This window comes from Calidithermus terrae (genome assembly GCF_003574345.1).
GTDB lineage: Bacteria > Deinococcota > Deinococci > Deinococcales > Thermaceae > Calidithermus > Calidithermus chliarophilus.
This window is the reverse complement of the sequence record NZ_QXDL01000044.1, coordinates 1-22922: the sequence shown is the minus strand read 5'-3', so window position 1 is coordinate 22922 and position 22922 is coordinate 1. Positions and strand designations below refer to the sequence as shown.

Genomic DNA, 22922 nt, shown 5'->3' with positions numbered 1-22922 from the left:
GGGTCTCGAGGGCGCTGGTGGGGTGGGCCCTCGAGCAGGCCCGGGCCGCGGGCAAGCGCTACCTGCGCATGGACTGCGCCGCCGAACGCCCCAAGCTGCGGGCCTTCTACGAGTCGCTGGGCTTCGAGTACCACAGCGACTGGTGGCTGGGCAGCTTCCACGCCGCGCGCTACCAGATGCCCTTGTGACCGGCACGGGGTCTGGGGTTATGGTGAAGGCTGTGGTCGTGGACTCGATCCTCCAACTCTACGCCCAGGGCTACTTCCTGATGGACAACGGCGACGGGCTGCAGTGGTACTCCTCCCGCCGCCACGCGCTGATCCCGCTGGACGAGCGCTTCCACGTGCCCCGCAGCCTGCGCCGCGCGCTCAACTCGGGGGCTTTCGAGGTCCGGATCAACCACGACTTCGCCGGGGTGGTGGAGGGCTGCGCCACGGCGCACCGGCGCGAGACCTGGATCTCCGACGAGCTGCGGCAGATCTACGCGGTGCTGCACCGGGCGGGCCACGCCCACAGCTTCGAGACCTGGCACGAGGGGCGGCTGGCCGGGGGCATCCTGGGCATCGCCGTCGGCGGGGCCTTCATCGGGGAGAGCATGTTCTACCACGTCCCCGAGGCCTCCAAGGTGGCGCTGGTGCGGCTGGTGGAGCGCCTGCGGGGCCGGGGCTTCGCGCTCTTCGACGCCCAGGTGCAGAACCCGCACCTCGAGCGCTTCGGCGCCTACGAGGTCTCGGAGGGGGAGTACCGGCGGCTGTTGCGGCAGGCGGTGGGCCTGAAGGCGCGCTTCGCCTGACCTCGAGCCCCGGGCCTCCCCGTACGGGGAGGCCCAGCCCGGAGGAGGCTCTGGGAGAAGTTCAGGGGAAGCTGATGAGGCACTGGTCGGCGCCGCCGGGGACGGCAGCTTCGGGCGTGGTCGCGTCGATGGAGAGCAGGAAGTTGGCGAGGTCCTGGGTCTGCCCGGCGCTGGGGGTGAAGACCGCGTTGCCCGCGCGCAGGTGGACGCTCCACTTGGGGTCGAAGAGCTCGGCGAGGGTCTTGGCCTGGCCGTGGTGCAGGTAGGGAGCCCCCAGGGCGAGGCCGTAGAGCGAGGGGATGTTGTACCCGGCGAACTCGCCCTGGGCGCGGTCGGTGGGGGGGTTGCCCGCTTTCTTCTCGAGCGCGTCCGTCTCGGCGGCGTTGCCCGGGACCCCGAAGCTGCCCACGTTGCGCAGCACGCACGACACCTGGGCCGGGGCGATGAAGCCGCCGCCCCCCTTGGGCTCCTGCTCGATCTGCTTGGCGTGGGGGCTGCCGGGGGCGCTGAAGGGGGTGCTGGCGAGGCTGGCGTTGTTGGCGCTCGAGGGGGTGTAGAACAGCCGCGACAGCGTCCAGCCCGCCCCGCCGTGGCAGGAAGCGCAGTTGCCCTGGCCGGCCTGCTCGAACAGGGCGCGGCCCCGCGCCACCGAGCCGGCGTCGAGGAACTGCTTGCCCTTGGGCGGGCGGATGGTCTTGACGAACTCCTCGAGGTCGTCCCAGTCCTTGCCGCCGGTGAGCTGCACCGTGCACAGCGCCGCGCCCAGCGCGTCCTGGATCTCGCGCACCGGGATGCCGAGCTGGGCCTTGAGGCCGTTCTTGTCGGTCGCGTCGGCGGGGTTGAGGCTGGCCTGCTTCTCGCCGCCCTGGTCCTCGGGGGCGAAGTTGCCGCAGTTGTCGGTGGTGATGGCCCCCTTGCCGCCCGAGACGGCGCGGGTGTTGCGCTCGAAGTCGTGCAGCTCGTCGAAGATGCCCGTCCAGTTGAGGATGCGCTGCTTCTGCGGCCCCGGCCCGTGGCTGAAGGTGCCGCTCATGTCGGTGCTCTGGCGCGGCCCGGCGGCGAAGCGCCAGGTGACGTTGTCGGAGAGGCCGTCGCCGTGGCAGGAGCCGCAGCTCGACCAGGCCTCGTTGGCCCAGCGGGCGCGGCCCGTGAAGAAGAAGCGGCGGCCCTTGTTGACCTGGGCCTCCAGGCCCGCCGGCGCGGCCCCCGTGGCGATCTTCTTGCTGGGGGTCTGGCTGTCGAGCGCGACGACGGTGGCGGTGCGGCTCACCCAGCAGTTGACGTAGGCCTTGGGGGTCTGGGAGGTGTCGTGGGGCGTGACCATGCCGATGGGCGCCTGGCAGCCGGTGTTGTTGGCGTTGGCGAGCAGGTCGAGCTGCTTGACGGTGGGGGTGCCCAGGCTCACGGTGGCGTCGCCGGTGAGCACCGCGCGCTGCACCGCGTCGGCGCCGCGGGCCACGAGGTAGAGGATGTCGCTGCCCACCAGCGCCACGTCCACCAGGTCGGCCATGAAGAGGCGGGGGGCGTTCACCTGCTGCTTGATGGCCGCCGCCAGGCTGATGCTGCCGAGCTTGTTGCCGCCGAGGTCGCCCACGAGCACCAGCGGGAAGACGTTGCCGTTGAAGACCGGGGCCCCGTCGGGCGAGGCGCCGATGGCGGTGGCGAAGAACTTGTTGCCCGCGACGGCCACCGAGTAGAGCTGGTTGGGCGAGGTGGTCTGGGCGGGGAAGCCCGCGTCGCCGGTGGCGGTGGGCTCGAAGAGCACGGTAGCCACCTCGGAGAGGTCGCCCAGCTTGAGGATGCGCACCGCGCCGGTGCGGCCGGTGTCGCTGGCCTCGGGGCCGGGGCCGGGCCGCCCGTAGAACTCGGTGACCGCCACCTTCTCGTCGGCGTCGCTCTGGTCGCCGTTGTTGGAGACGGCGAGGCCGCGCGGGTTGGGGACGGCCTTGGAGGCGACGACGCTGAGGGTCTTGGTGTCGATGAGCGCCACCCGGCCCTCGGCCCACTCGGCCACCGCCAGCCGGTCGCCGCGCGGGGAGAGGGCCAGGCCCACCGGCTCCGACCCCACGGCCACCGAGCCGCTGACGGCGGGGCTCGAGCCGTCGATCCCCACCACCCGCACCACCCGCGCCTCGGCCTTCAGCGCCACGTAGGCCACCTTGTCGTCCGGGGCGATCACCACGGCGCTGGGCTCGTCCCCCACCGGCACCTCCGCGACCTCGGCGTCGCTGGCGGTGTCGATGACGGAGAGCGAGTCGTTCTCGGGGTTGACCACCAGCACCCGCCTGTCGTCGCCGGTGATGGCGATGGTGCCGGCCTTGGAGGGCCGCTTGAGGACGGGGACGTTGGCGGGCGGCGGCTTCTCCTGCGAAGGGCAGCCCGCCAGCAGCAAGGCCAGAAGCAGCAGCCCCGCACCTGCTAAGGGCCGCCCCCGTTGAACCATGGGAATTCTCATGCGCGTGTGCTCCTTTCCCTGATGGACCCGAATGCCCCAAGGACGTGTCGCTCCCCTCCAGGCCTCGAGGTTAGGGAAAGGCTGGTAACGCCGCGGTAACGAGGAGGCCGAGCCGCCCGCCCGGCTACCCCAGCACGTAGAGCTGTTCCTGCCGCCCGCAGAGCCACTCGGCGCCGTGCGCCCGCACCACCACGTCCTCCTCGAGCCCCACGTAGCCCACGCCCTCCAGCATCACGCCGAGCTCGAGGGTGTAGACCTCCCCCTCTTGCACCACGCCCTCTGGGGCCCGGCCGTAGCGCGGCCAGCGCGGGCCCAGCAGGGTGCCCCCGTCGTGGGTGGCGCGGCCCAGGCTGTGCCCGGTGGCGTACTTGTACTCGGGGTAGCCGGCCGCGGTCACCACCCGGCGGGCCGCCGCGTCCACCTCGTAGCCCTTCGCCCCCGGCCGCAGGGCCTCCCCCGCGGCGTCCATGGCCGCCCGCACCACGCCGAAGGCGGCCTCGAGCTCCCCCGGCACGCCCCGGCCCGGCTCGGGCCAGTAGTACACCCGCTGGAGGTCGGAGCAGTAGCCCTCCAGCCGCACCCCGTAGTCGGTGTGGATGAGCATTCCCGGCTCCAGCACCGCCCCGGTGGCCCCGGCGTGGCTGGGCATGCGGGCGAAGCTCACGTTGGGGCAGCCCTTCCAGCCCCACGCGGGCTCCAGGCCCTCCGCCCGCAGCCTGCGGTGCAGGTGCTCGGCGGCCTGCACCTCCGACCAGCCGGGACGGATGAGCTGGGAAAGCTCGTGCAGGTGGGCCTCGGCGCGGTCCACGGCGGCCTTGATGCGCCGCTGCTCGGCCGGGGTCTTGACCGAGCGCAGCCGCCCCAAAAAGCCCGCCGCCGACTCGAAGGGGAGGCCGGGCAGCACGGAGCGCAGCTCGAGGTACATCCCGTGGCTCAGCCCGTCGAGCAGGGGGTTGTCGCTGGCGTAGTCGAGGAGCACGCGCCCGGGGTCGAGCGCCGCCACCTCGGCCCGCAGCAGCTCGGCGTAGTCCTCGTCGTAGGGCAGCACCCGCCAGGTGGGCTCGAGGCCCGGCGCGTCGAAGCGCCCCACGATGGCGGTGGCGGCGTCGCGGGTCACCAGGAAGAAGGCGTCCCAGGTGAGGTCGGCCCCGCTGACGAGCGCCAGCCCCGGCTCGGGGCGCTCGAGGGTCTCGCGCGCCGCGATCAGCCAGAGGTCGCCGGGCCCCAGCAAGGCCTGCGCCTGGGCCAGTTTCTCCGCGTAAAGCTGGGCTTCGGACATGGCCCTCACTCTACACGGCCGCTTGCCGAAGGGGCCGCAGGCCCGCGCGTTACCCTGGCGTTACCAGGGGCCGCCTACCTTCGAGCCGGCCAGTTCGGGCCGGCACAGGAGGTAGGCATGGGAAAGCACGCCGTGGTCATCGGGGCGAGCATGGGTGGGCTGCTCGCGGCCCGGGCACTGGCCGACCATTACGAACGGGTCACCGTGCTCGAGCGCGACACCTTCCCGGCAATGGGCGAGCACCGCAAGGGCGTTCCCCAGGGCCGCCACGCCCACAGCCTGCTCTCCATCGGACGGGAGGTGCTCGAGGAGCTGTTCCCCGGCTTCAGCCAGGAGGTGGTGGCCCAGGGCGGGGTGAAGTCGCTCTACGCCAGCCGACCGCTGCTCGAGGGCCATGTGCGCCAGCGGGTGCTGGCCCTGCCCAACCTGCGGGCCATCGAGCGCTGCGACGTGCTGGGCCTGACCACTGACGGACAGAAGGAGCGCGTCACCGGCGTGCGGCTGGCCCAGCGCGAGAGCGGTGTGGAACAACTGCTGGGGGCCGAGCTGGTGGTGGACGCCAGCGCCCTCATAGACTCCCCCTGGAGCATCGTGGTGGGCCGCGACCTGCGCCTGAAGGAGGTGGAGGGAAAGCGCAGTGCCACGAGCCACTTCGTCAACTGGTACCTGGGCAAACTGCCCAGGGCCGCCCGGCACGACCCCGCCGTGGCGATGGCCTTCGGCAAGGTCGTCAACTTCCGTGACCGCCCCAAGAGCCTGTTGCACCCCAGGGTGTTGTGGCGAGTGCTCCAGGGCAACCTGTTCCCACCCAGAGCGGCTGCCGCCGAACCCAGGCTGCAAAAAGCCTGAGAGGAGGGCATCATGACCGGCAAGATTGGAACTTCCAGCATTTCCCGAGACATTCGGGTGTGCTACGGCCCGCGCTGCGCCCCCAGAAGCTGGAGGGTCGAGCGCGAGGCGGAGGGCCTGTGGCTGCTGCAGGAGTCCGAAGGAAGCACGGTCTACACGCTGGCGGGCTCGAGCCCCGTCTGCCCGCGCTGCGGGGGTGAACTCTATCCTCTCGAGCCGGAGGGATAGCTCGAGGCCCGTTCCCGGTACGATGTTCACCGGGTAATGCCCGATTCGGTCAGCCCGCCGCCGAACGGCGCCGGGCTGACAGGGCCGGGGTTATCCGCGTGGCAGAGGGCGTTGTCGCCCCTCGGGAGGGATGCGCTTTCTTCGCCGACCGCCAGGGAGGGGTGCCCTCTGGGGTTCAAAAAGATAGCCCCCGGGGGTCTTTGGATCGGGTGATTATCTTTTTGAATCCGGTATAAGGGGCCCGGGGCATGACCTACGACCAGTCCGAGTTCGAGGTGCGCTGTGAGTGGGGCGAACAGGGGGTCGCGCAACTGGCCCCCCTCAGCGACGTAGTGGTCATCGTGGACGTGCTGTCCTTCTCGACCTGCGTGGACATCGCCACCGGCCGCGGCGCGGTGGTGTTCCCCTACCCCTGGAAGGATGCCTCCGCCGCCGGCTTCGCCGCGTCCGTGGGGGCCGTCGTGGCCGAGGCCCGTAGTGGGGGCCGTGGCTACTCGCTCTCACCGCGGTCGCTGCTGGAGATCCCCCCTACAACCCGCCTCGTCCTGCCCTCCCCCAACGGCGCGACCCTCACCCTGGGCACGGGCGCAGTCCCCATCCTGGCCGGGTGCCTCCGCAACGCCCGGGCGGTGGCCGAGGCGGCCCGGCGCTATGGGCGTCGCATCGCCGTCACCCCCGCGGGCGAGCGCTGGCAGGACCGGAGCCTGCGGCCCGCGCTCGAGGACTGGCTGGGCGCGGGGGCCATCATCCGCCACCTGGAGGGCCACCGCTCCCCGGAAGCCCAGGCCGCCGCTGCCGCCTTCGAGGCTTTGCAGGGCGACCTGGCGGAGCTGTTGCGCTCGTGCAGCTCGGGCAAGGAGTTGCTCGAGCGCGGCTTCGAGGAAGACGTGGCGCTGGCCTCGGCCCTCGACGTCAGCGAGTGTGTCCCGGTGTTCCGGGAGGATGCATACAGGTGGGAAGAAGCTCCTGCCTGACTCGCCCTCCATGTTCCTCATCCGTATTCTAAGAATAGGCTCCAGCCTCCAGGTTCATCCTCGAGGTACCGTCTTACCAGTAGTCGAACGCTTTATGGACATTATCGAAACTGTCACAAACGCGTGGGGATGGACCGGCCTTCAGCCAGATCAGGTGGTTGGAGAAAACGACTTCGGAAATCTCCTAATCAAAGACATAAATGGCCGCTACTGGCGGCTGTGCCCGGAAGACCTCTACTGCAAGATCGTTGCCAACAACCGTGCCGAGTTTGATGAGCTACTACAGGATGAGGAGTTCATGAGCGACTGGCTCATGACCGGTCTCGTAGAGCAGGCTGAAGAACGTATCGGCCCGCTTCGCCCCGGGCATAAGTACTGCCTCAAAGTTCCTGGGGTCCTCGGAGGCGAGTTTGCTGGAGCCAACCTGGCTGTTGTTCCAATTCACGAGCTGATCAGCCTATCTGGGCGCATTGCTGAGGAAATCGACGGACTGCCGGACGGCGCCCAAGTCGAGCTAATTGTTGATCCCCGTCCCAATAACTCGTCCGAGCCGGGGTAATTATGCTTATCTATCAGCAGGCCAGCTCGAGCTCCCCGTCCTTCACCCCGATCCTCAAGTTGCCCCCCTGCCTGAGGGGCCCGAAGAGGAGCAGGTCGGCCAGGGGCTTCTTGATGCGCTCCTGGACCAGGCGGGCCAGGGGGCGGGCGCCCATCGCGGGGTCGTAGCCCTTCTCGGCGAGCCACTGCCGGGCCTCGGGGGCGACGCTCACGCTCACCTTGCGCTCCTTGAGCTGGGCCTCGAGCGCCTTCAGGTTCTTGTCCACGATCTGGCCCATGACCTCCGGGGAGAGCGGGGCGAAGTGCACCACGGCGTCGAGGCGGTTGCGGAACTCGGGGGTGAACAGCCGCCTTATGGCCTCGTCGGCGGCCTCGGCCTTGGACTCGCGGAAAAAGCCGATGCGGGTCTCGCTGGCCTCGGCGGCCCCGGCGTTGGTGGTCATGATGAGCACGGCGCTGCGGAAGTCCACGGTCTTGCCGTTGTGGTCGGTGAGCTTGCCGTAGTCCATCACCTGCAGGAGGATGGCGAAGAGGTCGGGGTGGGCCTTCTCGATCTCGTCCAGCAGCAGCACGCAGTGGGGGTTTTGCAGCACCGCGTCGGTGAGCAGGCCGCCCTGCTCGAAGCCCACGTAGCCGGGCGGGGCGCCGATGAGCCTGGAGACGGTGTGCTTCTCCATGTACTCCGACATGTCGAAGCGGATCAGCGGCACGCCGAGCTTGGCGGCGAGCTGGCGGGAGAGCTCGGTCTTGCCCACGCCGGTGGGCCCGGCGAAGAGGTAGGCCCCGATGGGCTTCTGCGGGTCGCGCAGGCCGGCGCGGGCCATCTTGATGGCGCTGGCGACCTCCTTCACGGCCCGTTCCTGCCCGTAAATCTCCGCCGAAAGCTCGGCCTCGAGGCTCTGCAGCACCACCTGGTCGTCGCGCGAGACCGACTTGGGGGGGATGCGGGCGATGCGGGCCACGGTGGCCTCCACCTCGGCCACGCCGATGCGGTTCTTGCGCTTGCCGGCGGGCTTGAGCGCCTCGCCGGCCCCGGCCTCGTCGAGCACGTCGAGGGCGCTGTCGGGCAGGCGGCGGTCGCCCAAGTGGCGCGCGGCGAGCTCGACGGCGCGCTCTAAGGCCTGGCGGGTGTAGCTGAGCCTGTGGTGGGCCTCGAGCTTGGGCTTGAGCCCCTCGAGGATCTGCACCGCCTCCTCGTGGGTGGGCTCGAGCACGTCGATCTTCTGGAAGCGCCGGGCGATGGCGCGGTCCTTCTCGAAGGACTTGTACTCGGCGAAGGTGGTGGCCCCGATGCACTTGAGCTTGCCGGTGAGGGCGGGCTTGAGCAGGTTGGAGGCGTCCACGGTGGAGCCGGTGGTCGAGCCGGCCCCCACGATCATGTGGATCTCGTCGATGAACAGGATGGCCTTGGGCCGGGCCAGCAGTTCCTTGACCACCGCCTTCAGCCGCTCCTCGAAGTCGCCGCGGTAGCGGGTCCCGGCCAGCAGGGCCCCCAGGTCGAGGGCGAAGATCTCGGCCCCCGCCAGGCCCTCGGGCACGCCGCCCTCCACGATGCGCTGGGCCAGGCCCTCCACCAGCGCGGTCTTGCCCACGCCGGGGTCGCCCACCAGGATGGGGTTGTTCTTCTGGCGGCGCGAGAGCACGGTGAGGACGCGCTCGAGCTCGGCCCTGCGCCCCACCAGGGGGTCGAGCTCCCCGGCGCGCGCGCGGGCGGTGAGGTCGGTGCAGTAGGCCTCGAGGGGCTTCCCCGCCACGCCGCCCTCTTCGCCCTCGGGGAAGGGGGCCTCCTCGGGCTCGGGCTGGGCCCCGCTGGGCGAGACCTCGCGCGAGATGGCGGTGGTGAGCTTGTAGCGCGAGAGGCCCAGGTCCTCGAGGATGCCGTAGACCCGCGACTGCCGCTCGTCCATCATGCTCACGAGCACGTTGGCCCCGTTGGCCTGGTCGCGCCCGGCCGAGCGCATGTGGGCCACCGCCCGGTGCAGCACCCGCTGGAAGGCGGTGGTGGGGACGGGCTGGATGTTGGGCAGGTTCTCCATCTCGGCCAAGGCCGTCTCGAGCTGCCCCCGCAGGGCGGCGAGGTCCACCTCGCAGCGCAGCAGCACGCGCTTGGCGTCGGCGTCGTCGAGGAGGGCGAGGAGGAGGTGCTCGAGCCCGGCGTACTCGTGCCCCCGGTCGAAGGCGCACTCGAGGGCGCGCTCGATGGATTTTTGCAGTTCAGGTGTGACCATAGCGACGGAGCCAGCCGTGGCTTCCAGGCTACAGGATGTCAGCCCTCCTCTGGGCTGCCTAGGTACAGGTTCACCTTTCGCCCTACTCCGGTTCCATGATGCACTGCAACGGGTGGCCCTCCTCGGCGGCCGCCTCCAGCACCTGGTTCACCTTGGTCTCCGCGATCTCGAAGGGGTAGACCCCGCACACCCCCACCCCCTGCTGGTGCACCGCCAGCATGATGCGGGTGGCCTCGAGCTCGTTCTTGCGGAAGAAGCGCATCAGGACGTCAACCACGAAGTCCATGGGGGTGTAGTCGTCGTTGAGCAGCAGCACCTTGTACATCTGGGGCGTGCGGGTGCGGGTGTGGGTTTTGGTTTTGGTGTCGCCCGTGGTGCTCACAAGCTCGAGTGTATCAAGGAGGGCTGCTCAGTAAATCTTCTTCCCCAGCAGGCTGCTGGCGAGCTCGACCATGATGCGGGCGGTGCGGTTGGCGATGTCGAGGATGGGGTTGACCTCCACGAGGTCGAGGCTGGTCACGAGGCCGGTGTCGGCGAGGAGCTCCATCAGCAGGTGGGCCTCGCGGTAGGTGAGGCCGCCGGGCACCGGGGTGCCCACGCCGGGGGCGATCTCGGGGTCGAGCACGTCGGCGTCGAGGGAGACGTGGACGCGCTCGAAGCCGCGGAACTTCTCGGCCACGGCCTGGGCGATGGCCGGGACGCGCAGGGTGTCCACCTCCTTCATGGTGTAGACCGTCACGCCGCGCTCGCGCAGCAGGCGCACCTCGCCGGGGTCGAGGCTGCGGATGCCGATGAGCACCACGTCCTCCGGGCGCACCTTGGCCCCCTCCCCGCCCAGGTTGACCAGGCGGGGGTCGCCCAGCCCGCACAGGTGGGCCAGCGGCATCCCGTGGATGTTGCCGCTGGGGGAGGTCTCGGGGGTGTTGAAGTCGGCGTGGGCGTCCACCCAGACCACCCCGACGCGCCGCCCGCGGCTCGCCGCCGTCACCGAGGCCATGGCCACCGAGTGGTCGCCCCCGAGCAGGACGGGGAAAGCGTCGTCGGGCATGGCCGCGAAGCCCCGGATGGCGTCCTCGCAGGCCCGGCGGATGGGCTCGAGGTAGCTCAGGCCGCCGCTCTCGCGCTCGTGGCGCAGGCTCTCGGCGATGGGGATGTCCACGTCGCCGAAGTCCTGCACCTCGTGGCCCAACTCTTCCAAAACCGCTTGCAGACGGGCGTAGCGGATGGCGCTGGGGCCCATGTCCACCCCGCGCCTCCCCTGCCCCAAGTCCATCGGCATCCCGAGTACGCCTATGCGTTTCATGCCTCCATGCTATAGGCCGAAAACGCCGTTTGTATCTTGATTCATGCGTTATGCATAACGCTTTGCATAAGCGCCTCGAGGCCGCCGGATCGTCACCTTTTTCACCTTGACCCCGCCCCCGGCCGGTGCTAGGGTGGTTTGAATGGACTACGGTGAAATTCAGAGCATCAACCTGGCCCGCCTGCTGCGCGAGGGCGGCACCGCCGAGGCGAAGGGCGAGATCAGCGGCCAGATCGAACTGGGCAACGACACCATCCCCCTGCAGGACAAGGCGCTGTGGCGGGTGAGCGTGACCTCAGTGGGCGACGACGAGCTGTGGCTGTCGGGCGAGATCGCCGGCAACGCCGTGATGGAGTGCCGCCGCTGCCTCGACCCCACCCCCACCCCCGTGCGCGCCCACTTCCAGCACATGCTGCGCTACCAGCCGGGCCTCGAGCGCCTCGAGGCCGTCGAGGAGGACGAAGAGGAGGTCTTCCTCTTCGGCAAGCCCGACCTCGAGCTCGCCCCCTTCCTCTCCGAGGCCTTCGCCCTCGAGCTGCCCTACACCACCCTCTGCCGCGAGGACTGCCCGGGCTTGTGCGAGTTCTGCGGGGCCAACCTCAAGCGCGCCCCCCAGGACTGCTGCCCCCAGCGCAGCCGGCAGGGCAAGGAGAGCAAGCTGGCCGAGCAGCTCAAGAAGCTCGACCTCGAGGGGATCGAGTAGGAAACGCCGATGGCCGATGGCCGATAGCTAGAGGCTTGGCGGGGAAAGGCTTTTGACTGCGGGCTCCTGAGGCCAGGAGCCCCTATTGGCCTGACGTCGGGCAACCGGAAAACGGCTGCCCGCCTGCCGCATTCGCCCGAAGTTGACCAAATCGCTTTTGCACAGTAGACTCGAGAGCGGTTTGTTCGGAGACCCCCGTCTCCCCTGCTGAAAGAGGTTCGCAATGGCGAAGCACCCTGTACCCAAGAAGAAGACTTCCAAGGCCCGGCGCGATGCCCGCCGCAGCCACTTTGCCCTCAAGGCCCCCACCCTGGGCGAATGCCCCGAGTGCAAGACCCTCATCCCCCCGCACACCGTCTGCACCAACTGCGGCTACTACGCCGGGCGCAAAGTGCTGGAAGTCTGAGGCAGCGCTGCCTGTGAGCCCCCTCCCGTCCGTGGAGGGGGTTGTCGTTTTGGGTGGCTGATGCCGGTAGCCGAGCAGGGGTCGGACGTGGTGCGTCGGATGTCGTACGTCTTACGTCGTACGTCGTACGCGAGACGCAAAACGCAAGACGCCCTTTGTTTACCCCCCTTAGCAAGGGGGGCTGGGGGGATACACCCTCCCCGCAGGCGGGGAGGGACGGGGTGGGGTTTCCCACGAGCTACAGGCCACAAGCTGACCGCTGAAGGCTGATGGCTCCTCGCCGACCGCGCGTTTTCATTGAACACGGTTCACGACCGCGCACTGCCTCGAGCGGTAAACTTACGGGGTATGGCCGCACACCGCATGACGCAACCGGCCCGGCGCGGAGGAATGGCGTGAGCGTCGGGATTCTGGCCTTGGGGACCTACGCGCCCCCGAAGGTGATGACCAACCACGACTTCGAGAAGTTCCTCGACACCACCGACGAGTGGATCACCAGCCGCACCGGCATCAAGGAGCGGCGCATCGCCGATGAGCACGAGTTCACCTCCGACCTGGCGATCCGGGCGGTGGAGAACCTCGTCGCGCGCTACGGGGAGGGGGCGCTCGAGGGCGTGGACTTAGTGATCGTGGCGACCAACACCCCGGACGCGCTCTTCCCGGCCACGGCGGCTTTGGTGCAGGACCACTTCAAGCTCAACGCCGGGGCCTACGACCTGCTGGCGGGCTGCCCCGGGTGGGGCTACGCGCTGGCCCAGGCCTACGGGATGGTCCACAGCGGGGTCTGCAAGAAGGTGCTGGCCGTCGGGGCGGAGGCCCTGACCAAGATCATCAACTGGCAGGACCGTTCCACGGCCGTGCTCTTCGGCGACGGGGCGGGGGCCGCGGTGGTCGGGCAGGTGCCCGAGGGCTACGGCTTCAAGTCTTTCGTGCTCGGCGCCGACGGCTCAGGCGCGAAGGAACTGGCGCTGGGCTGCCTCAACCCCCGGCTGCCCGGCGACTTGCCCATGCCCAAGACGGTCTACATGAACGGGCGCGAGGTGTTCAAGTTCGCGGTGCGGGTGATGAACGAGGCCTCGCTCGAGGCCATCCAGAAGGCCGGCCTCACCCCCGAGCAGATCAAGTTCTTCGTGCCCCACCAGGCCAACGCCCGCATCATCGAGTCGGCGCGGGAGCGGCTGGGCCTGCCGGTAGGGCAGGTGTGGGTCAACGTGGACCGCTACGGCAACACCTCCACCGCCTCCATGCCCATCGCGCTGCAGGAGGCGCTGGACGCCGGGCAGATCCACGACGGCGACCACATCCTCTTCGTCACCTTCGGCGCGGGGCTCACCTGGGCCGCCAGCGTGCTGACCTGGTGGCAGCCGAACTAACGCTCACGCCAGCCCCTCTCCCCTGCCCTTAAGCTCAGGCCGGGCCGTCGCGGAGGGGTTTATTTCAGGAGGTAGCATGATCGCAGCACTGTTCCCGGGTCAGGGATCGCAGGAAATCGGGATGGGCAAGGCCCTCTACGGAGGCTCCAAGGCGGCCCGCGAGGCGCTCGAGCGGGCCGAGGCCACGCTTCCGGGCCTTCTGAAGCTGATGTGGGAGGGCCCCGAGGACGAGCTCAGGCTCACCGCCAACCAGCAGCCGGCCCTGCTGGCGGTGGGCTACGCGGCCTTCGAGGCCTACCTCGAGGCCGGCGGCACTCCCCCCAGCTTCGCCGCCGGGCACTCCCTGGGCGAGTGGACCGCGCACGTCGCGGCGGGCACGCTCTCGCTCGAGGACGGCCTGCGCCTCGTGCGCAAGCGCGGGGAGTACATGCAAGAGGCCGTCCCGGTGGGCAAGGGGGCCATGGCCGCGGTGCTCAAGGTGCCCGCCCAGGCCATCCAGGAGCTCACCGCGGGCATCGAGGGCGTGGAGGTCGCCAACTACAACTCCCCCGAGCAGACCGTGATCTCCGGCACCGCCGAGGGCGTGGCCCAGGCCTCCGAGCGCCTGAAGGAGCACCGGGCGCGGGTGGTCCCCCTGCCGGTCTCGGCCCCCTTCCACTCCTCGCTCATGCGCCCCGCCCGCGACCGCCTGCACCACGACCTCTTCCAGGTCGAACTGCGCGAGCCGCGCTTCCCGGTCTTCTCCAACGTGCTGGCCCAGCCCGAGCACCGCCCCGGCATGATCCGGGAACTGCTCCTCGAGCAGATCACCCACTCGGTGCGCTGGGTCGAGATCCTGCAGCACCTCAAGGCCCAAGGCGCCACGCGCTTCCTCGAGTTCGGCTCGGGGCGCGTGCTCACCGGGCTCGTCGGGCGCACGCTCGAGGGCGTCGAGGCCAGGAGCCTGACCACTCCCCAGGAGATCGCCGAGAGCCTGAAGCTCGAGGCTTGAGGCCCCTCACCGCCAGCGTTCAGCGGCTCACGACCATCGACCATCGACGTGTTCGGACATTCGCAGGAGGTTCCATGCGCAAAGCACTCGTAACCGGTTCGTCCCGCGGCATCGGCAAGGCCATCGCGCTGGAGCTGGCCTCGAGGGGCTACTCCCTCGCCATCCACTACGCCTCCAGCCGCGAGGCCGCCGAGGCCGTGGCCGCCGAGGCCCGCGAGAAGGGCGCGCCCGAGGCCGTGGTGCTGGGGGCCGACCTCAGCAGCCCGCAGGCCGCGGCCCAGCTCGTCGGCGAGGCCAACGCGGCCCTGGGCGGCCTGGAAGTCCTGGTCAACAACGCCGGGATCACCCGCGACACCCTGCTCATCCGCATGAAGGACGAGGACTGGGACGCGGTGATCCAGACCAACCTCTCGGCCATCTTCCACGCCACGCGCGAGGCGGTGAAGATCATGATGCGGGCCAAGTGGGGCCGCATCGTCAACATCAGCAGCGTGGTGGGCATCCTGGGCAACCCGGGGCAGGCCAACTACGTCGCGGCCAAGGCCGGGCTGATCGGCTTCACCAAGTCGGTGGCCAAGGAGTACGCCACCCGCGGCATCACCGTCAACGCCGTCGCGCCGGGCTTCATCGAGTCGGACATGACCGCCAGGCTGCCCGAGAGCGTGGTGGCCGAGTACCTCAAGCAGATCCCCGCAGGCCGCCTGGGCAAGCCCGAGGAGGTGGCCAAGGCGGTGGCCTTCCTGGTCTCCGACGACGCGGCCTACGTCAACGGCCAGACCCTCTGTGTGGATGGGGGCATGACCCCGCACTGACCGTGCTCTCCTACCGGGTGCGCCGGGCCTATACGCGGGCCTACGACGACCCCATCCGCTTCAAGGCCGGGGATGTGCTCACCCTGCTGCGCTGGGACGACGAGTACCCCGGCTGGGTCTGGTGCCGCCACCCCTCGGGCCTCGAGGGCTGGGTCCACGAGCAGTTCCTGGTGGTGGACGGCACCACGGGGCTGGCGGTGCGGGCTTATAGCGCCCTCGAGCTCAGCGTGCAGGAGGGCGAGGTGGTCGAGGGCGTCGAGGAGGTGGGGGGCTGGATCTGGTGCGTCAACGCCCGCGGCGAGGCCGGGTGGGTCCCGGCGGAGCACCTCGAGGCCGCCCAATCCCCCAGCATCACCTACCGCCTGAGCCCGGCGGTGAGCGACGAAGCCCTCAACGAGCTGTTCGAGGCCGCCTGGGAGGCCCACCGGCCCAGGGACTTCGGCCCCGTGCTCGGCCGCAGCCTGGCCTACGTGTGCGCCTACCACGGCGAGCGGCTGGTGGGCTTCGTGAACCTGGCCTGGGACGGGGGCGTGCACGGCTTCATCCTCGACCCCACCGTCCACCCCGACTACCGGCGGCGGGGCATCGGCAAGGCCCTGCTGGACATCGCCGCCGTCATCGCGCAGCAGCAGGGCCTCGAGTGGCTGCACGCCGACTTCGAGCCGCGGTACGAGTCGTTCTACCGCAGGTGCGGCTTTACCCCGACCCCGGCGGGCTTGCGCAGGCTCAAGCGGCCCTGAAGGGCCCGTGTGGTAGAATCCCCCTTCGGAGGGTTTGAACCATGGATATCCTCGAGTCCGTCAAAGAAGTCATCGTAGACAAACTCGGCGTGGAAGCCGAAAAAATCACCCCCGAGGCCCGCTTCATCGAAGACCTGGGCGCCGACAGCCTCGACACCGTCGAACTCATCATGGGCCTGGAGGACAAGTTCGGGCTCGAGATCTCCGACGAGGAGGCCGAGAAGATCCGCACCGTCCAGGACGCGATCACCTTCATCCAGAGCAAGCAGTAGGGCTCGAGCACACGCCCCCCACCCGCGCGGGTGGGGGGCTGTACTTTCGGCTTTTCCTACCGCCGCTCGTAGGAGAGCACCTGGAAGACGGGCTTGCGGGCGGCCTCGGGCTGCTGCATGATCATCGGCTTGTTGCGGCCGGTGTTGACGTAGATGACCTCCGAGCCCTGGCCGGCGTTGCAGCCGCCGTAGTCGGCCACGTTGCCGTTGGTCCCGGCGTCGGTGGTGCAGAAGTAGTTGGAGACCACCGAGCCGAAGAGCTTGCGCTTCTCGCCGGTGTAGAAGGTCTGGCCCGCGTAGATGGGCGCCATGATGTTCTGCCCCTGCTGGAACACGCTGGCCTCGGCCACCAGGCCCAGCACGTGGTGGGGGAAGAGGCCCCGGGTGGTGTCGGGGAGGAAGTTGCCCTCGATGCGGATGTTGCCGCCCTCCGTGTCGGAGGGGTCGAGCTTGGTCACGACCAGCGAGGCGTTGGGGATGGTGTCGCCGCCGGTGCCGATGTGGGTCCGGGCCACGTACTGCACCTCGGTGAAGACCCGAAGGTCCCAGCCTTCCAGGTGCACGGTGCCGTAGACCTCGAGCTTCGGCTTGGCGCCGGTGGCGTCGAAGAGGAAGCCGCCTTTCTGCCCGTTGGCGTTGGTGTAGGTGCAGTCCACCTTGTTCAGGGTGGTGACGTTCCTGCCCCCCTTGTTCTTGGTGTCGCCCACGCCCAGGGGGATGTCCTGGTTCTTCAGGGCGTCAACGCAGCTTTGGGGGAGCGTCACGCCGCTCGGCCCGATCAACTGCGGCCCCGAGGCGGTGTACCTCAGGTGCAACCCCTTGCCCGAGGTCTCGGCCTGGGCGTTGATGCACTGCCGCCACGACCGGGTGGGGTTGTTGGGGTCGCAGCCGGCGTTGGGGGCGTTGAGCGTGGGGAACTTGGGCGGGTCGGTGAGGATGTCGAAGGCGGAGGGGCCGTCCTCGGTGCAGAGGTACTTCTGGCTCGCGGGGCAGCCGGTGGAGGAGTTGGGGGTGCCGACGATGTCCTGGGGGCCCCGGCCCACGTAGACGCCCTTGAGCTTGTTGGTCGGCGTGCCCACCTGCGAGCTGCCGCTGATGTCCACCTTCCCGTACTGCACCCGCAGGCTCGCGCAGAGGTCGTCCACCTTCTCGTTGGCGTCGTCCATCGCGTCGCGGACCACCTGGTCGTACTCGCTGGTGCGGACGTTGTAGTCGTTGAGCATCTGGAAGTTGCCGTTGGAGATGATCACCGGCGTCTCGGGGTTGGTCCCCACCACGTAGATGCCCCCGCGGATGGAGGTGTTGCCGTTCATGAACTTGTTGGACTGCCCCTGCCCGGCGAAGATGGCGTTGGAGAGGAAGCCGGTGTTGGTCAGGCGCACGGTCATGCGCATGGTGGAGGTCGCGCCGCCGGAGGTGCCGCGGGACTCGAGGGTGAAGATCTGGGCGTTGCCGGGGTCGCGGATGAGGGTGATGGTGTAGGAGCCGATGGCCCGGCCGTTGGCGTCCTTCACGGTCTCGGGGTTGAGGGTGATGCGGTTGTTGGTGAAGGGGGTGGGCACGCCGTCGCGGTCGAGGTCGAGCCCCGCGCCCAGCGCGTTGAAACAGGCCGTCGAGCCGGTGGCGCCGCTCGAGCCGGTAGGGTTTTCCGCCAGGGTGAGCTTGTTCTCGACCCAGCGGTAGTTCTGGAAGAGGGCGGCTTTGTACTTCTGCATCCCGGCCTGGGCCACGTAGTTGGCCTGGGTGGAGGTGATGTCGTTGCGGGTGACGAACTGCTCGATCTGGGTGGTGAAGAAGGTGCCGAACGCCAGCACCCCCACCACGACCATGACCGCTAGCGTCGCAACCAGGGCAATCCCTTGACGTCTCATGGCTTCTCCTTCGGCTTATTGGTTCTTGAAGTTGGGCAACAGGACCTCTTGCTCCATGGCGTAGCAGACGAAGCCGCTGGGGCAGGTGACCTCACCCGTCAGGGTCTTGTAGGTGCTGGAGGTGGTGCTGGGGTAAGAAGCGTCCGAGCGCCCCACCACCGACACCCGCGCCGAGCGCGGGTAGGCATACTTGGGGTCGCAGTTGCTGGTGTCGGGGTAATTGTTCAGCTTGTTGCCGTTGCTGCAGACGTACTGGACGTCCACGGCGAGGATGTTGCTCGCGAGTTCGGCGGGCGTGGGCAGCGGGGAGCCGCAGGTGGTCTCCACGCGCTGGAAGCTGCTGCCGGAGAAGGTGTAGCTCACCCGGCGGCAGGCCTCGCCGGCCGTGCGCAACGAGGTGACGTAGGAGAGGTCGAGGGAGTCCTTGACGTCGGACGAGCTCCCGCTCAGGCAACCGGTCCCCGGGCACGACAGCAGGTTGCTGGTGGCGCCGCTGCTGCTGACGTACTGGCTGGCCCCGGCGAGTTGCAGGTCCTGGGTGATGAGCTGCATGACCGTGCGCACCTTGTCCTGTACCTCGCTCTTGGCCTGCGCCTGGCGGGTGAGCTCGTTCTGGCGCACGAGGTATTGGGCCACGAGCCCCATGACGACGCCGAGGATAGCCATCGCGACCAGCATTTCGATGAGGGTGAATGCGTGCCTGCGCATGAGGTCCTACCTCCCTCCGCCGGTGCCCGCTACCGGGTCGTAGGGGGTGGGGCAGGGCGTGGGCGCCGACTTCGAGGGGGAGGGGTACACGTCGTAGCAGCTCACGCGGTTCCCCACCGTCACCGTCATGCCCTTCGCGTGCCGGGCCGTCACCACGACGTCGAGGATCCCCTCGCCCAGGACCCCGGTGTCGCCCGTGACGCGCCACTCGGTCACGATGGGCCCGTCGGTCTGGCTGCCCGAGCAGTCCACGGTCCGCAGCTTCCCGCTGGTCGTGTACGGGCGGACCGAGGACGGCAGGGAGCTCACCACGCTCGGGCAGCTCCAGTAGTAGTCGGTGAACCAGAAGCTCTGCCAGACCCCGGTCTTCTCGAAGATCAGCACGTCGGGGTTCTTGGCATCGACGTAGTTGTCGTTGGTGATCTGGTCGGTGGTGCCCGCGGGGGTGGCCTTGGTGTCGTCGATCTGCACCGCCAGCACCTCGGCCATCTTCTGCTCGAGCACCCGGTTGGCCGCCGCCTTGACGTCGCTCGCCAAGCGCGCGTTCTGGCTGGCCCGCAAATTGCTGACCTGGGTCATCAGCAAGGCCCCGAAGGCCACGCCGATGATCGCTAAGGCGATCATCAGCTCGATAACCGTCACGCCACTGTGATTCCTCATTGCACCCTCGCCCTCCCCTGAGCATTGACGATCACGGTCTTGGAATAGCTGTTCCCGAGGTCGGTGAACACCACGTTCCCTCCTCCCTGGTTCTGCGGGATGCCCCTCGAGTCGAACACGATCCCCGTCAGGGTCGTGCCCGTGCCCAGGGTGACCCGGGATAGCTCGCCCTGGCCCAGCGCCACCTGCTGGACCACCCGGTCGGTGCCCGCGGTGAAGAGCCCGTTGCCGTCGGTGTCCACCCAGACCGTATAGGATTTCTGCGAGGTATTGATGCTCAATCCGGCGTAGGTGTTGGACTTGATGGCCTCGAGCCGCGCCCGGGTCACGTTGGCCGACAGCCCTCGAGCCGCCTGGTTCACCGCCGTCCGGTCGGGACGCAGCACCAGCGTAGCCATCGCCAGCAAGACCCCCAGGACGCCTATGATGATCAGCGCCTCGATGAGGGTGAAGCCATGGTGAGATCTGCTCATCTCACCTACGACCCTACACCACTTCTCGCGCGGAAGGATAGCCAAATGTGTCTGGTCGTGAAATTCCCGTTAGGGACAGCAATAACTGCCAAAAATCGGCGGGTTTTTCGGGGAAAAAGTGGCGTTTCGGCGTAACATTAAGCTAACGTTTTACCTGGAATAATTCCGTCGCAACGGCGGGGCATCTCATAAACCCGCTTTTTATGCGGCCAAAACGTGGTAAATTTTGCATGAGAGCATGTAATAGAATGTCTGGTTACCCCAAAAAAACCGACACCCCCTGTTGGGGGTGTTACGGCAACGGGCCTCGAGCTAAGGGGGCTAAAACAGCGGCAGCGGTTTGAAGTCGCCCATCAGCACGGCGCGGGCGTCGGCCTCGATCCAGCTCAGGGCCGAGGCGTAGACGTTGCGGAAGTCGGTGCGGTACTTGAGGTCGCCGTCGTCGAGGTCCTCGAGGTCGGGCTCGCCGCCGTAGAGGCCGCCCTTCACCCCGCCGCCCAGCACCAGCATCAGCCCGCCCTTGCCGTGGTCGGTGCCGAAGGAGGCGTTCTCCTCGACCCGGCGGCCGAACTCGCTGAAGGCCATCACCAGAACGTCCTTGTCGCGGCCGATGGCCCGCAGGTCCTGCCGGAAGGCGGCGAGGGTCTGGGCTAAGTAGCCCAGCAGCTCGGCCTGCCGGGGCGGCTGCCCGGCGTGGGTGTCCCAGCCGCCCAGGGTGGTGTAGTAGACCGACGAGCCCAGCCCGCCCGTGATCATGCGGGCCACGTCGGCCATGCTCTTGCCGAAGCTGTTGTCGGGGTACTGCACCTTATTCTTCACCTCGCGCAGCTTCCCGATCTTGTCGAGCGCCCCCCGCAGGCTCAGCATGGCCCGGCGCACCTCCTCCACGGTGCCGCTGCGGGCTTGCTTGAGCTCGCGGTCGAACTCCTCCTCGTAGGCCTTGGGCAGCCGGATGCTGAAGGTCTCGATGCTCGAGATGGCCGGAGCCGTGCGCTTGTCGCCCTGCAGGGCCTGGGGCGAGGCCCCGCCCAGGAAGGTGTCGCAGAAGGGGTCGTCCTGCAGGTCGCCCCAGCGGCCCAGCCAGCCGTGCTCCTCCTTGCGGGTGGGGTCGGCGGTGTGCCAGATGGAGGTGGCGATGAAGTGGCTGCGGTTGGGGTTGGGGTAGCCCACCTGCGGCAGCAGGGCGAGCTCGCCGCTGTCCCACAGGCTCATCAGCGGGCGCAGCTGGGGGTGCAGGCCCAGCCGCTCGCCGCGGGCCCCCAGGTCGAGCACCTCCTCGCGCTTGACGGCGATGTTGGGCCGCTTGCGGTAGTAGAGCTCGTTGCGGTAGGGCACCAGGGTGTTGAGCTGGTCGTTGCCGCCGAAGAGGTTGACGACCACCAGGATCTTGTCCTTCGACCGCGCCGCCAGGGCGCTGCGCGAGAGCAGGGAGGGGGCCCCCTGCCCCAGCGCCAGCGTCAGCAGCGATTTCTTGATGAAGTCACGTCGGTCCATGCGCGTCCTCCGCTTAGAGCAGCTGGGCCTCGGGCTTGACCAGCGAGAGCGGCCCGCTGGCGCCGTCCATGAAGACCTCGAGGTCGATGCCCTTCTCCTTGCCCGCCAGCGCCCCGATCAGGTTGAGCCGGGCCAGGAAGGGCGACTCGGCCAGCCAGCTCATGCCCCCGTCCCAGCCCTTGACGTTGGGCGGGTCGAAGGGGAGCTGGCCCATGGCGGCGAAGGTGGCGAGGGTGCGGCCCATGGCCTTCTCGTCGCCCTTGCCCAGAACGGGGTCGGTCTGGCGGGCGGCGTAGAGCAGGCCCACCACGTACTCGACGGGGCTCTTGACGATGGCGTTGCGGTGCTGCGGGGCGTAGAACTCCTCGCGGGTGAAGAGCCAGCGCAGCAGCTCGCGGGTGCCGCCGTCGCGGAAGACCTTAGCCCCCTCCTCCACCAGCGCCTGCGGGGGCTCGGGGGTGAGGTAGAAGGCCAGCAGCTTGCGCCCCACGAAGCGGTAGGTCTCAGGGTGGGCGATGAGGACGTCGAGCACGTCGTCGCCGCTGTGGACGGTGCGGCCCATGAAGGTCTTGGGGCCGGGGTCGTGCCACTGCGCGCGGAAGACGAACTCGTAGGGCACGCTGGCGGGCGCCTCGCGGGGCCGCTGGTTGCCCTTCAGCCGCACGGTCCAGCCGGTGAAGGCCCGGGCGGCCTCCTGGATGTCCTTCTCGGTGTAGTGTCCGGGGCCGGTGGTATAAAGCTCCATCAGCTCGCGGGCCCAGTTCTCGTTGGGGTGCTCCTTGCGGCTTTCGGCGTTGTTGAGGTAGAGCAGCATCACCGGGTCCTTGGCGACGGCCCGGAGCAACTGGCCGTAGGGGCCGTACCCCAGCGCGCGGAAGGTGCCGAGCTGGTTGTAGAAGTCGATGCCCTGCGCCGCCCGGGTCTCGCGGTACTCGGAGGTGAGGTGGCCCTGCCAGAACAGCGCCAGCCGCTCGGCGGCCGGGGTGGGGGTGGTGAGCCAGTGCGACAGCCACAGCCGGGTGATCTCCTGGAGCTGCGGCCCGCGCTCGCTGCGGGTGAAGGCGGTGGTGTAGGCCGGTGCGGGGGCGGGGTCGCGCAGCAGCGAGTCCACGGCGGCTTGGAGCCCCATCTCCGCCAGCTTCTGCGCCTCCTCCTTGCGCCCCCGGGCCGCGGCCCGGCGCAGCAGGTGCGCCGCCTCGCGATAGCCGAATCGAACAGGCATACTTCCCCTCCTCGTCTGTAACCGAGGCTAAGGCCAGTGCCTGAAACGAGGCTTAAGGCTCGAGGGCGTCCGCCAGGTAGGCCAGGGCCATCTTGTAGGAAAGCGCCCCGAAGCCGCTGACGAGCCCCTTGGCCGCGCTGGCCGTGACCGAGTGGCGGCGGTACTCCTCACGGGCGTGGATGTTGGAGAGGTGCACCTCCACCACCGGCAGGCTCTGGGCGCGGATGGCGTCGAGCACGGCGATGGAGTAGTGGGTGAGCGCCCCCGGGTTGAGCACGATGGCCTCGTAGCCCTCGCCCTGGGCCTGCTGGATCCACTCGATGATCTGCCCCTCGAAGTTCGACTGGCGGCACACCACCTCCAGCCCCAGCTCAGCCCCCCAGCTCTGGCACAGCTCCTCGAGCTCCTCCAGCGTCATGCGCCCGTACACCTCGGGCTCGCGGGTGCCCAGCATGTTGAGGTTCGGCCCGTTCAACACCAGGATCATAAGGATCTCCCCTTTGGCCCCAATCTAACGGGCGGGAAGGGCG

24 protein-coding genes and 1 pseudogene are annotated in these 22922 nt (G+C 68.9%); 13 read left to right on the top strand and 12 right to left on the bottom strand.

Translation table 11 applies throughout. The annotated features are described in order from the left end of the window. Positions 1-188: pseudogene (locus Mterra_RS22205) on the top strand (GNAT family N-acetyltransferase); the annotation flags it as partial. 23 nt (positions 189-211) lie between these two features. Then, entirely contained in the window at positions 212-793 is a 582-nt protein-coding gene (gene aat, locus Mterra_RS07090) for a leucyl/phenylalanyl-tRNA--protein transferase (protein WP_245971556.1), read from the top strand. Between the two features lie 61 nt (positions 794-854). Here aat and Mterra_RS07085 read toward each other — a convergent pair whose 3' ends face one another. After that, a complete protein-coding gene (locus tag Mterra_RS07085) occupies positions 855-3248 on the bottom strand; it encodes a hypothetical protein (protein ID WP_119314551.1) in 2394 nt (797 codons plus the stop codon). A gap of 124 nt (positions 3249-3372) precedes the next feature. Next, positions 3373-4527: a M24 family metallopeptidase gene (locus tag Mterra_RS07080; protein WP_119314550.1), complete on the bottom strand. Its 1155-nt coding sequence runs from the start codon at positions 4525-4527 to the stop codon at positions 3373-3375. Positions 4528-4644: 117 nt separating this feature from the next. Here Mterra_RS07080 and Mterra_RS07075 point away from each other — a divergent pair, with 117 nt between their 5' ends. From Mterra_RS07075 to Mterra_RS07065, 4 genes are all read left to right on the top strand, one after another. Next, complete coding sequence (locus tag Mterra_RS07075; RefSeq protein WP_119314549.1) at positions 4645-5376, top strand: phytoene desaturase family protein; 732 nt, start codon at positions 4645-4647, stop codon at positions 5374-5376. Positions 5377-5388: 12 nt separating this feature from the next. Continuing rightward, the gene (locus Mterra_RS21815) at positions 5389-5604 is read left to right on the top strand and encodes a hypothetical protein (protein ID WP_147372587.1); all 216 of its coding nucleotides are present in this window, start codon (positions 5389-5391) and stop codon (positions 5602-5604) included. Positions 5605-5852: 248 nt separating this feature from the next. Further along, entirely contained in the window at positions 5853-6578 is a 726-nt protein-coding gene (locus tag Mterra_RS07070; protein ID WP_119314548.1) for a 2-phosphosulfolactate phosphatase, read from the top strand. A 94-nt stretch (positions 6579-6672) separates the two neighbouring features. Beyond that, positions 6673-7137 (top strand): T6SS immunity protein Tdi1 domain-containing protein, encoded by a 465-nt coding sequence (locus Mterra_RS07065; protein WP_119314547.1) that lies wholly within the window; start codon positions 6673-6675, stop codon positions 7135-7137. A gap of 13 nt (positions 7138-7150) precedes the next feature. Here the strand turns inward: Mterra_RS07065 and Mterra_RS07060 are convergent, their stop codons facing one another. From Mterra_RS07060 to rocF, 3 genes are all read right to left on the bottom strand, one after another. Beyond that, complete coding sequence (locus Mterra_RS07060) at positions 7151-9364, bottom strand: AAA family ATPase (protein ID WP_119314546.1); 2214 nt, start codon at positions 9362-9364, stop codon at positions 7151-7153. A gap of 82 nt (positions 9365-9446) precedes the next feature. After that, entirely contained in the window at positions 9447-9746 is a 300-nt protein-coding gene (gene clpS / locus Mterra_RS07055) for an ATP-dependent Clp protease adapter ClpS (RefSeq protein ID WP_119314545.1), read from the bottom strand. Positions 9747-9773: 27 nt separating this feature from the next. Beyond that, a complete protein-coding gene (gene rocF, locus Mterra_RS07050) occupies positions 9774-10667 on the bottom strand; it encodes an arginase (protein WP_119314544.1) in 894 nt (297 codons plus the stop codon). Positions 10668-10809: 142 nt separating this feature from the next. On the opposite strand from rocF, the gene Mterra_RS07045 reads away from it, so the two are divergent. The 7 genes from Mterra_RS07045 (at position 10810) to acpP (ending at position 15964) form a co-directional block, all read left to right on the top strand. Continuing rightward, complete coding sequence (locus Mterra_RS07045; RefSeq protein ID WP_119314543.1) at positions 10810-11370, top strand: YceD family protein; 561 nt, start codon at positions 10810-10812, stop codon at positions 11368-11370. 223 nt (positions 11371-11593) lie between these two features. After that, complete coding sequence (rpmF, locus tag Mterra_RS07040; protein WP_027893816.1) at positions 11594-11776, top strand: 50S ribosomal protein L32; 183 nt, start codon at positions 11594-11596, stop codon at positions 11774-11776. A 395-nt stretch (positions 11777-12171) separates the two neighbouring features. Beyond that, on the top strand, positions 12172-13149 hold the full coding sequence (locus Mterra_RS07035) for a beta-ketoacyl-ACP synthase III (protein ID WP_119314542.1): 978 nt from the start codon (positions 12172-12174) through the stop codon (positions 13147-13149). Between the two features lie 76 nt (positions 13150-13225). Further along, complete coding sequence (gene fabD, locus Mterra_RS07030) at positions 13226-14140, top strand: ACP S-malonyltransferase (protein ID WP_119314541.1); 915 nt, start codon at positions 13226-13228, stop codon at positions 14138-14140. A 74-nt stretch (positions 14141-14214) separates the two neighbouring features. Next, entirely contained in the window at positions 14215-14952 is a 738-nt protein-coding gene (gene fabG / locus Mterra_RS07025; RefSeq protein WP_119314540.1) for a 3-oxoacyl-[acyl-carrier-protein] reductase, read from the top strand. A 2-nt stretch (positions 14953-14954) separates the two neighbouring features. Beyond that, positions 14955-15692: a GNAT family N-acetyltransferase gene (locus Mterra_RS07020; RefSeq protein WP_170159579.1), complete on the top strand. Its 738-nt coding sequence runs from the start codon at positions 14955-14957 to the stop codon at positions 15690-15692. A 41-nt stretch (positions 15693-15733) separates the two neighbouring features. Continuing rightward, positions 15734-15964: an acyl carrier protein gene (gene acpP, locus Mterra_RS07015; protein WP_119314538.1), complete on the top strand. Its 231-nt coding sequence runs from the start codon at positions 15734-15736 to the stop codon at positions 15962-15964. A gap of 56 nt (positions 15965-16020) precedes the next feature. Here acpP and Mterra_RS07010 read toward each other — a convergent pair whose 3' ends face one another. The 7 genes from Mterra_RS07010 to aroQ all read right to left on the bottom strand — a co-directional run bounded on the left by Mterra_RS07010 (position 16021) and on the right by aroQ (position 22879). Then, positions 16021-17793, bottom strand: coding sequence for a competence protein ComZ (locus Mterra_RS07010; RefSeq protein WP_245971555.1), 1773 nt, complete (start codon positions 17791-17793; stop codon positions 16021-16023). Between the two features lie 57 nt (positions 17794-17850). Then, positions 17851-18543, bottom strand: a complete 693-nt coding sequence (locus Mterra_RS07005) for a PilW family protein (protein ID WP_119314536.1) — start codon at positions 18541-18543, stop codon at positions 17851-17853. Positions 18544-18549: 6 nt separating this feature from the next. Then, positions 18550-19185 (bottom strand): type II secretion system protein, encoded by a 636-nt coding sequence (locus Mterra_RS07000; protein ID WP_245971554.1) that lies wholly within the window; start codon positions 19183-19185, stop codon positions 18550-18552. A 14-nt stretch (positions 19186-19199) separates the two neighbouring features. Beyond that, positions 19200-19676 carry a GspH/FimT family pseudopilin gene (locus Mterra_RS06995; protein WP_119314553.1) on the bottom strand — a complete coding sequence of 159 codons (477 nt, stop codon included), beginning with the start codon at positions 19674-19676 and terminating at the stop codon, positions 19200-19202. 321 nt (positions 19677-19997) lie between these two features. Then, positions 19998-21170, bottom strand: a complete 1173-nt coding sequence (locus Mterra_RS06990; RefSeq protein ID WP_119314534.1) for a DUF1501 domain-containing protein — start codon at positions 21168-21170, stop codon at positions 19998-20000. A 13-nt stretch (positions 21171-21183) separates the two neighbouring features. Further along, the gene (locus Mterra_RS06985; RefSeq protein ID WP_119314533.1) at positions 21184-22392 is read right to left on the bottom strand and encodes a DUF1800 domain-containing protein; all 1209 of its coding nucleotides are present in this window, start codon (positions 22390-22392) and stop codon (positions 21184-21186) included. Between the two features lie 52 nt (positions 22393-22444). Then, positions 22445-22879 (bottom strand): type II 3-dehydroquinate dehydratase, encoded by a 435-nt coding sequence (gene aroQ, locus Mterra_RS06980; RefSeq protein WP_027893805.1) that lies wholly within the window; start codon positions 22877-22879, stop codon positions 22445-22447. Positions 22880-22922: the final 43 nt, after the last annotated feature.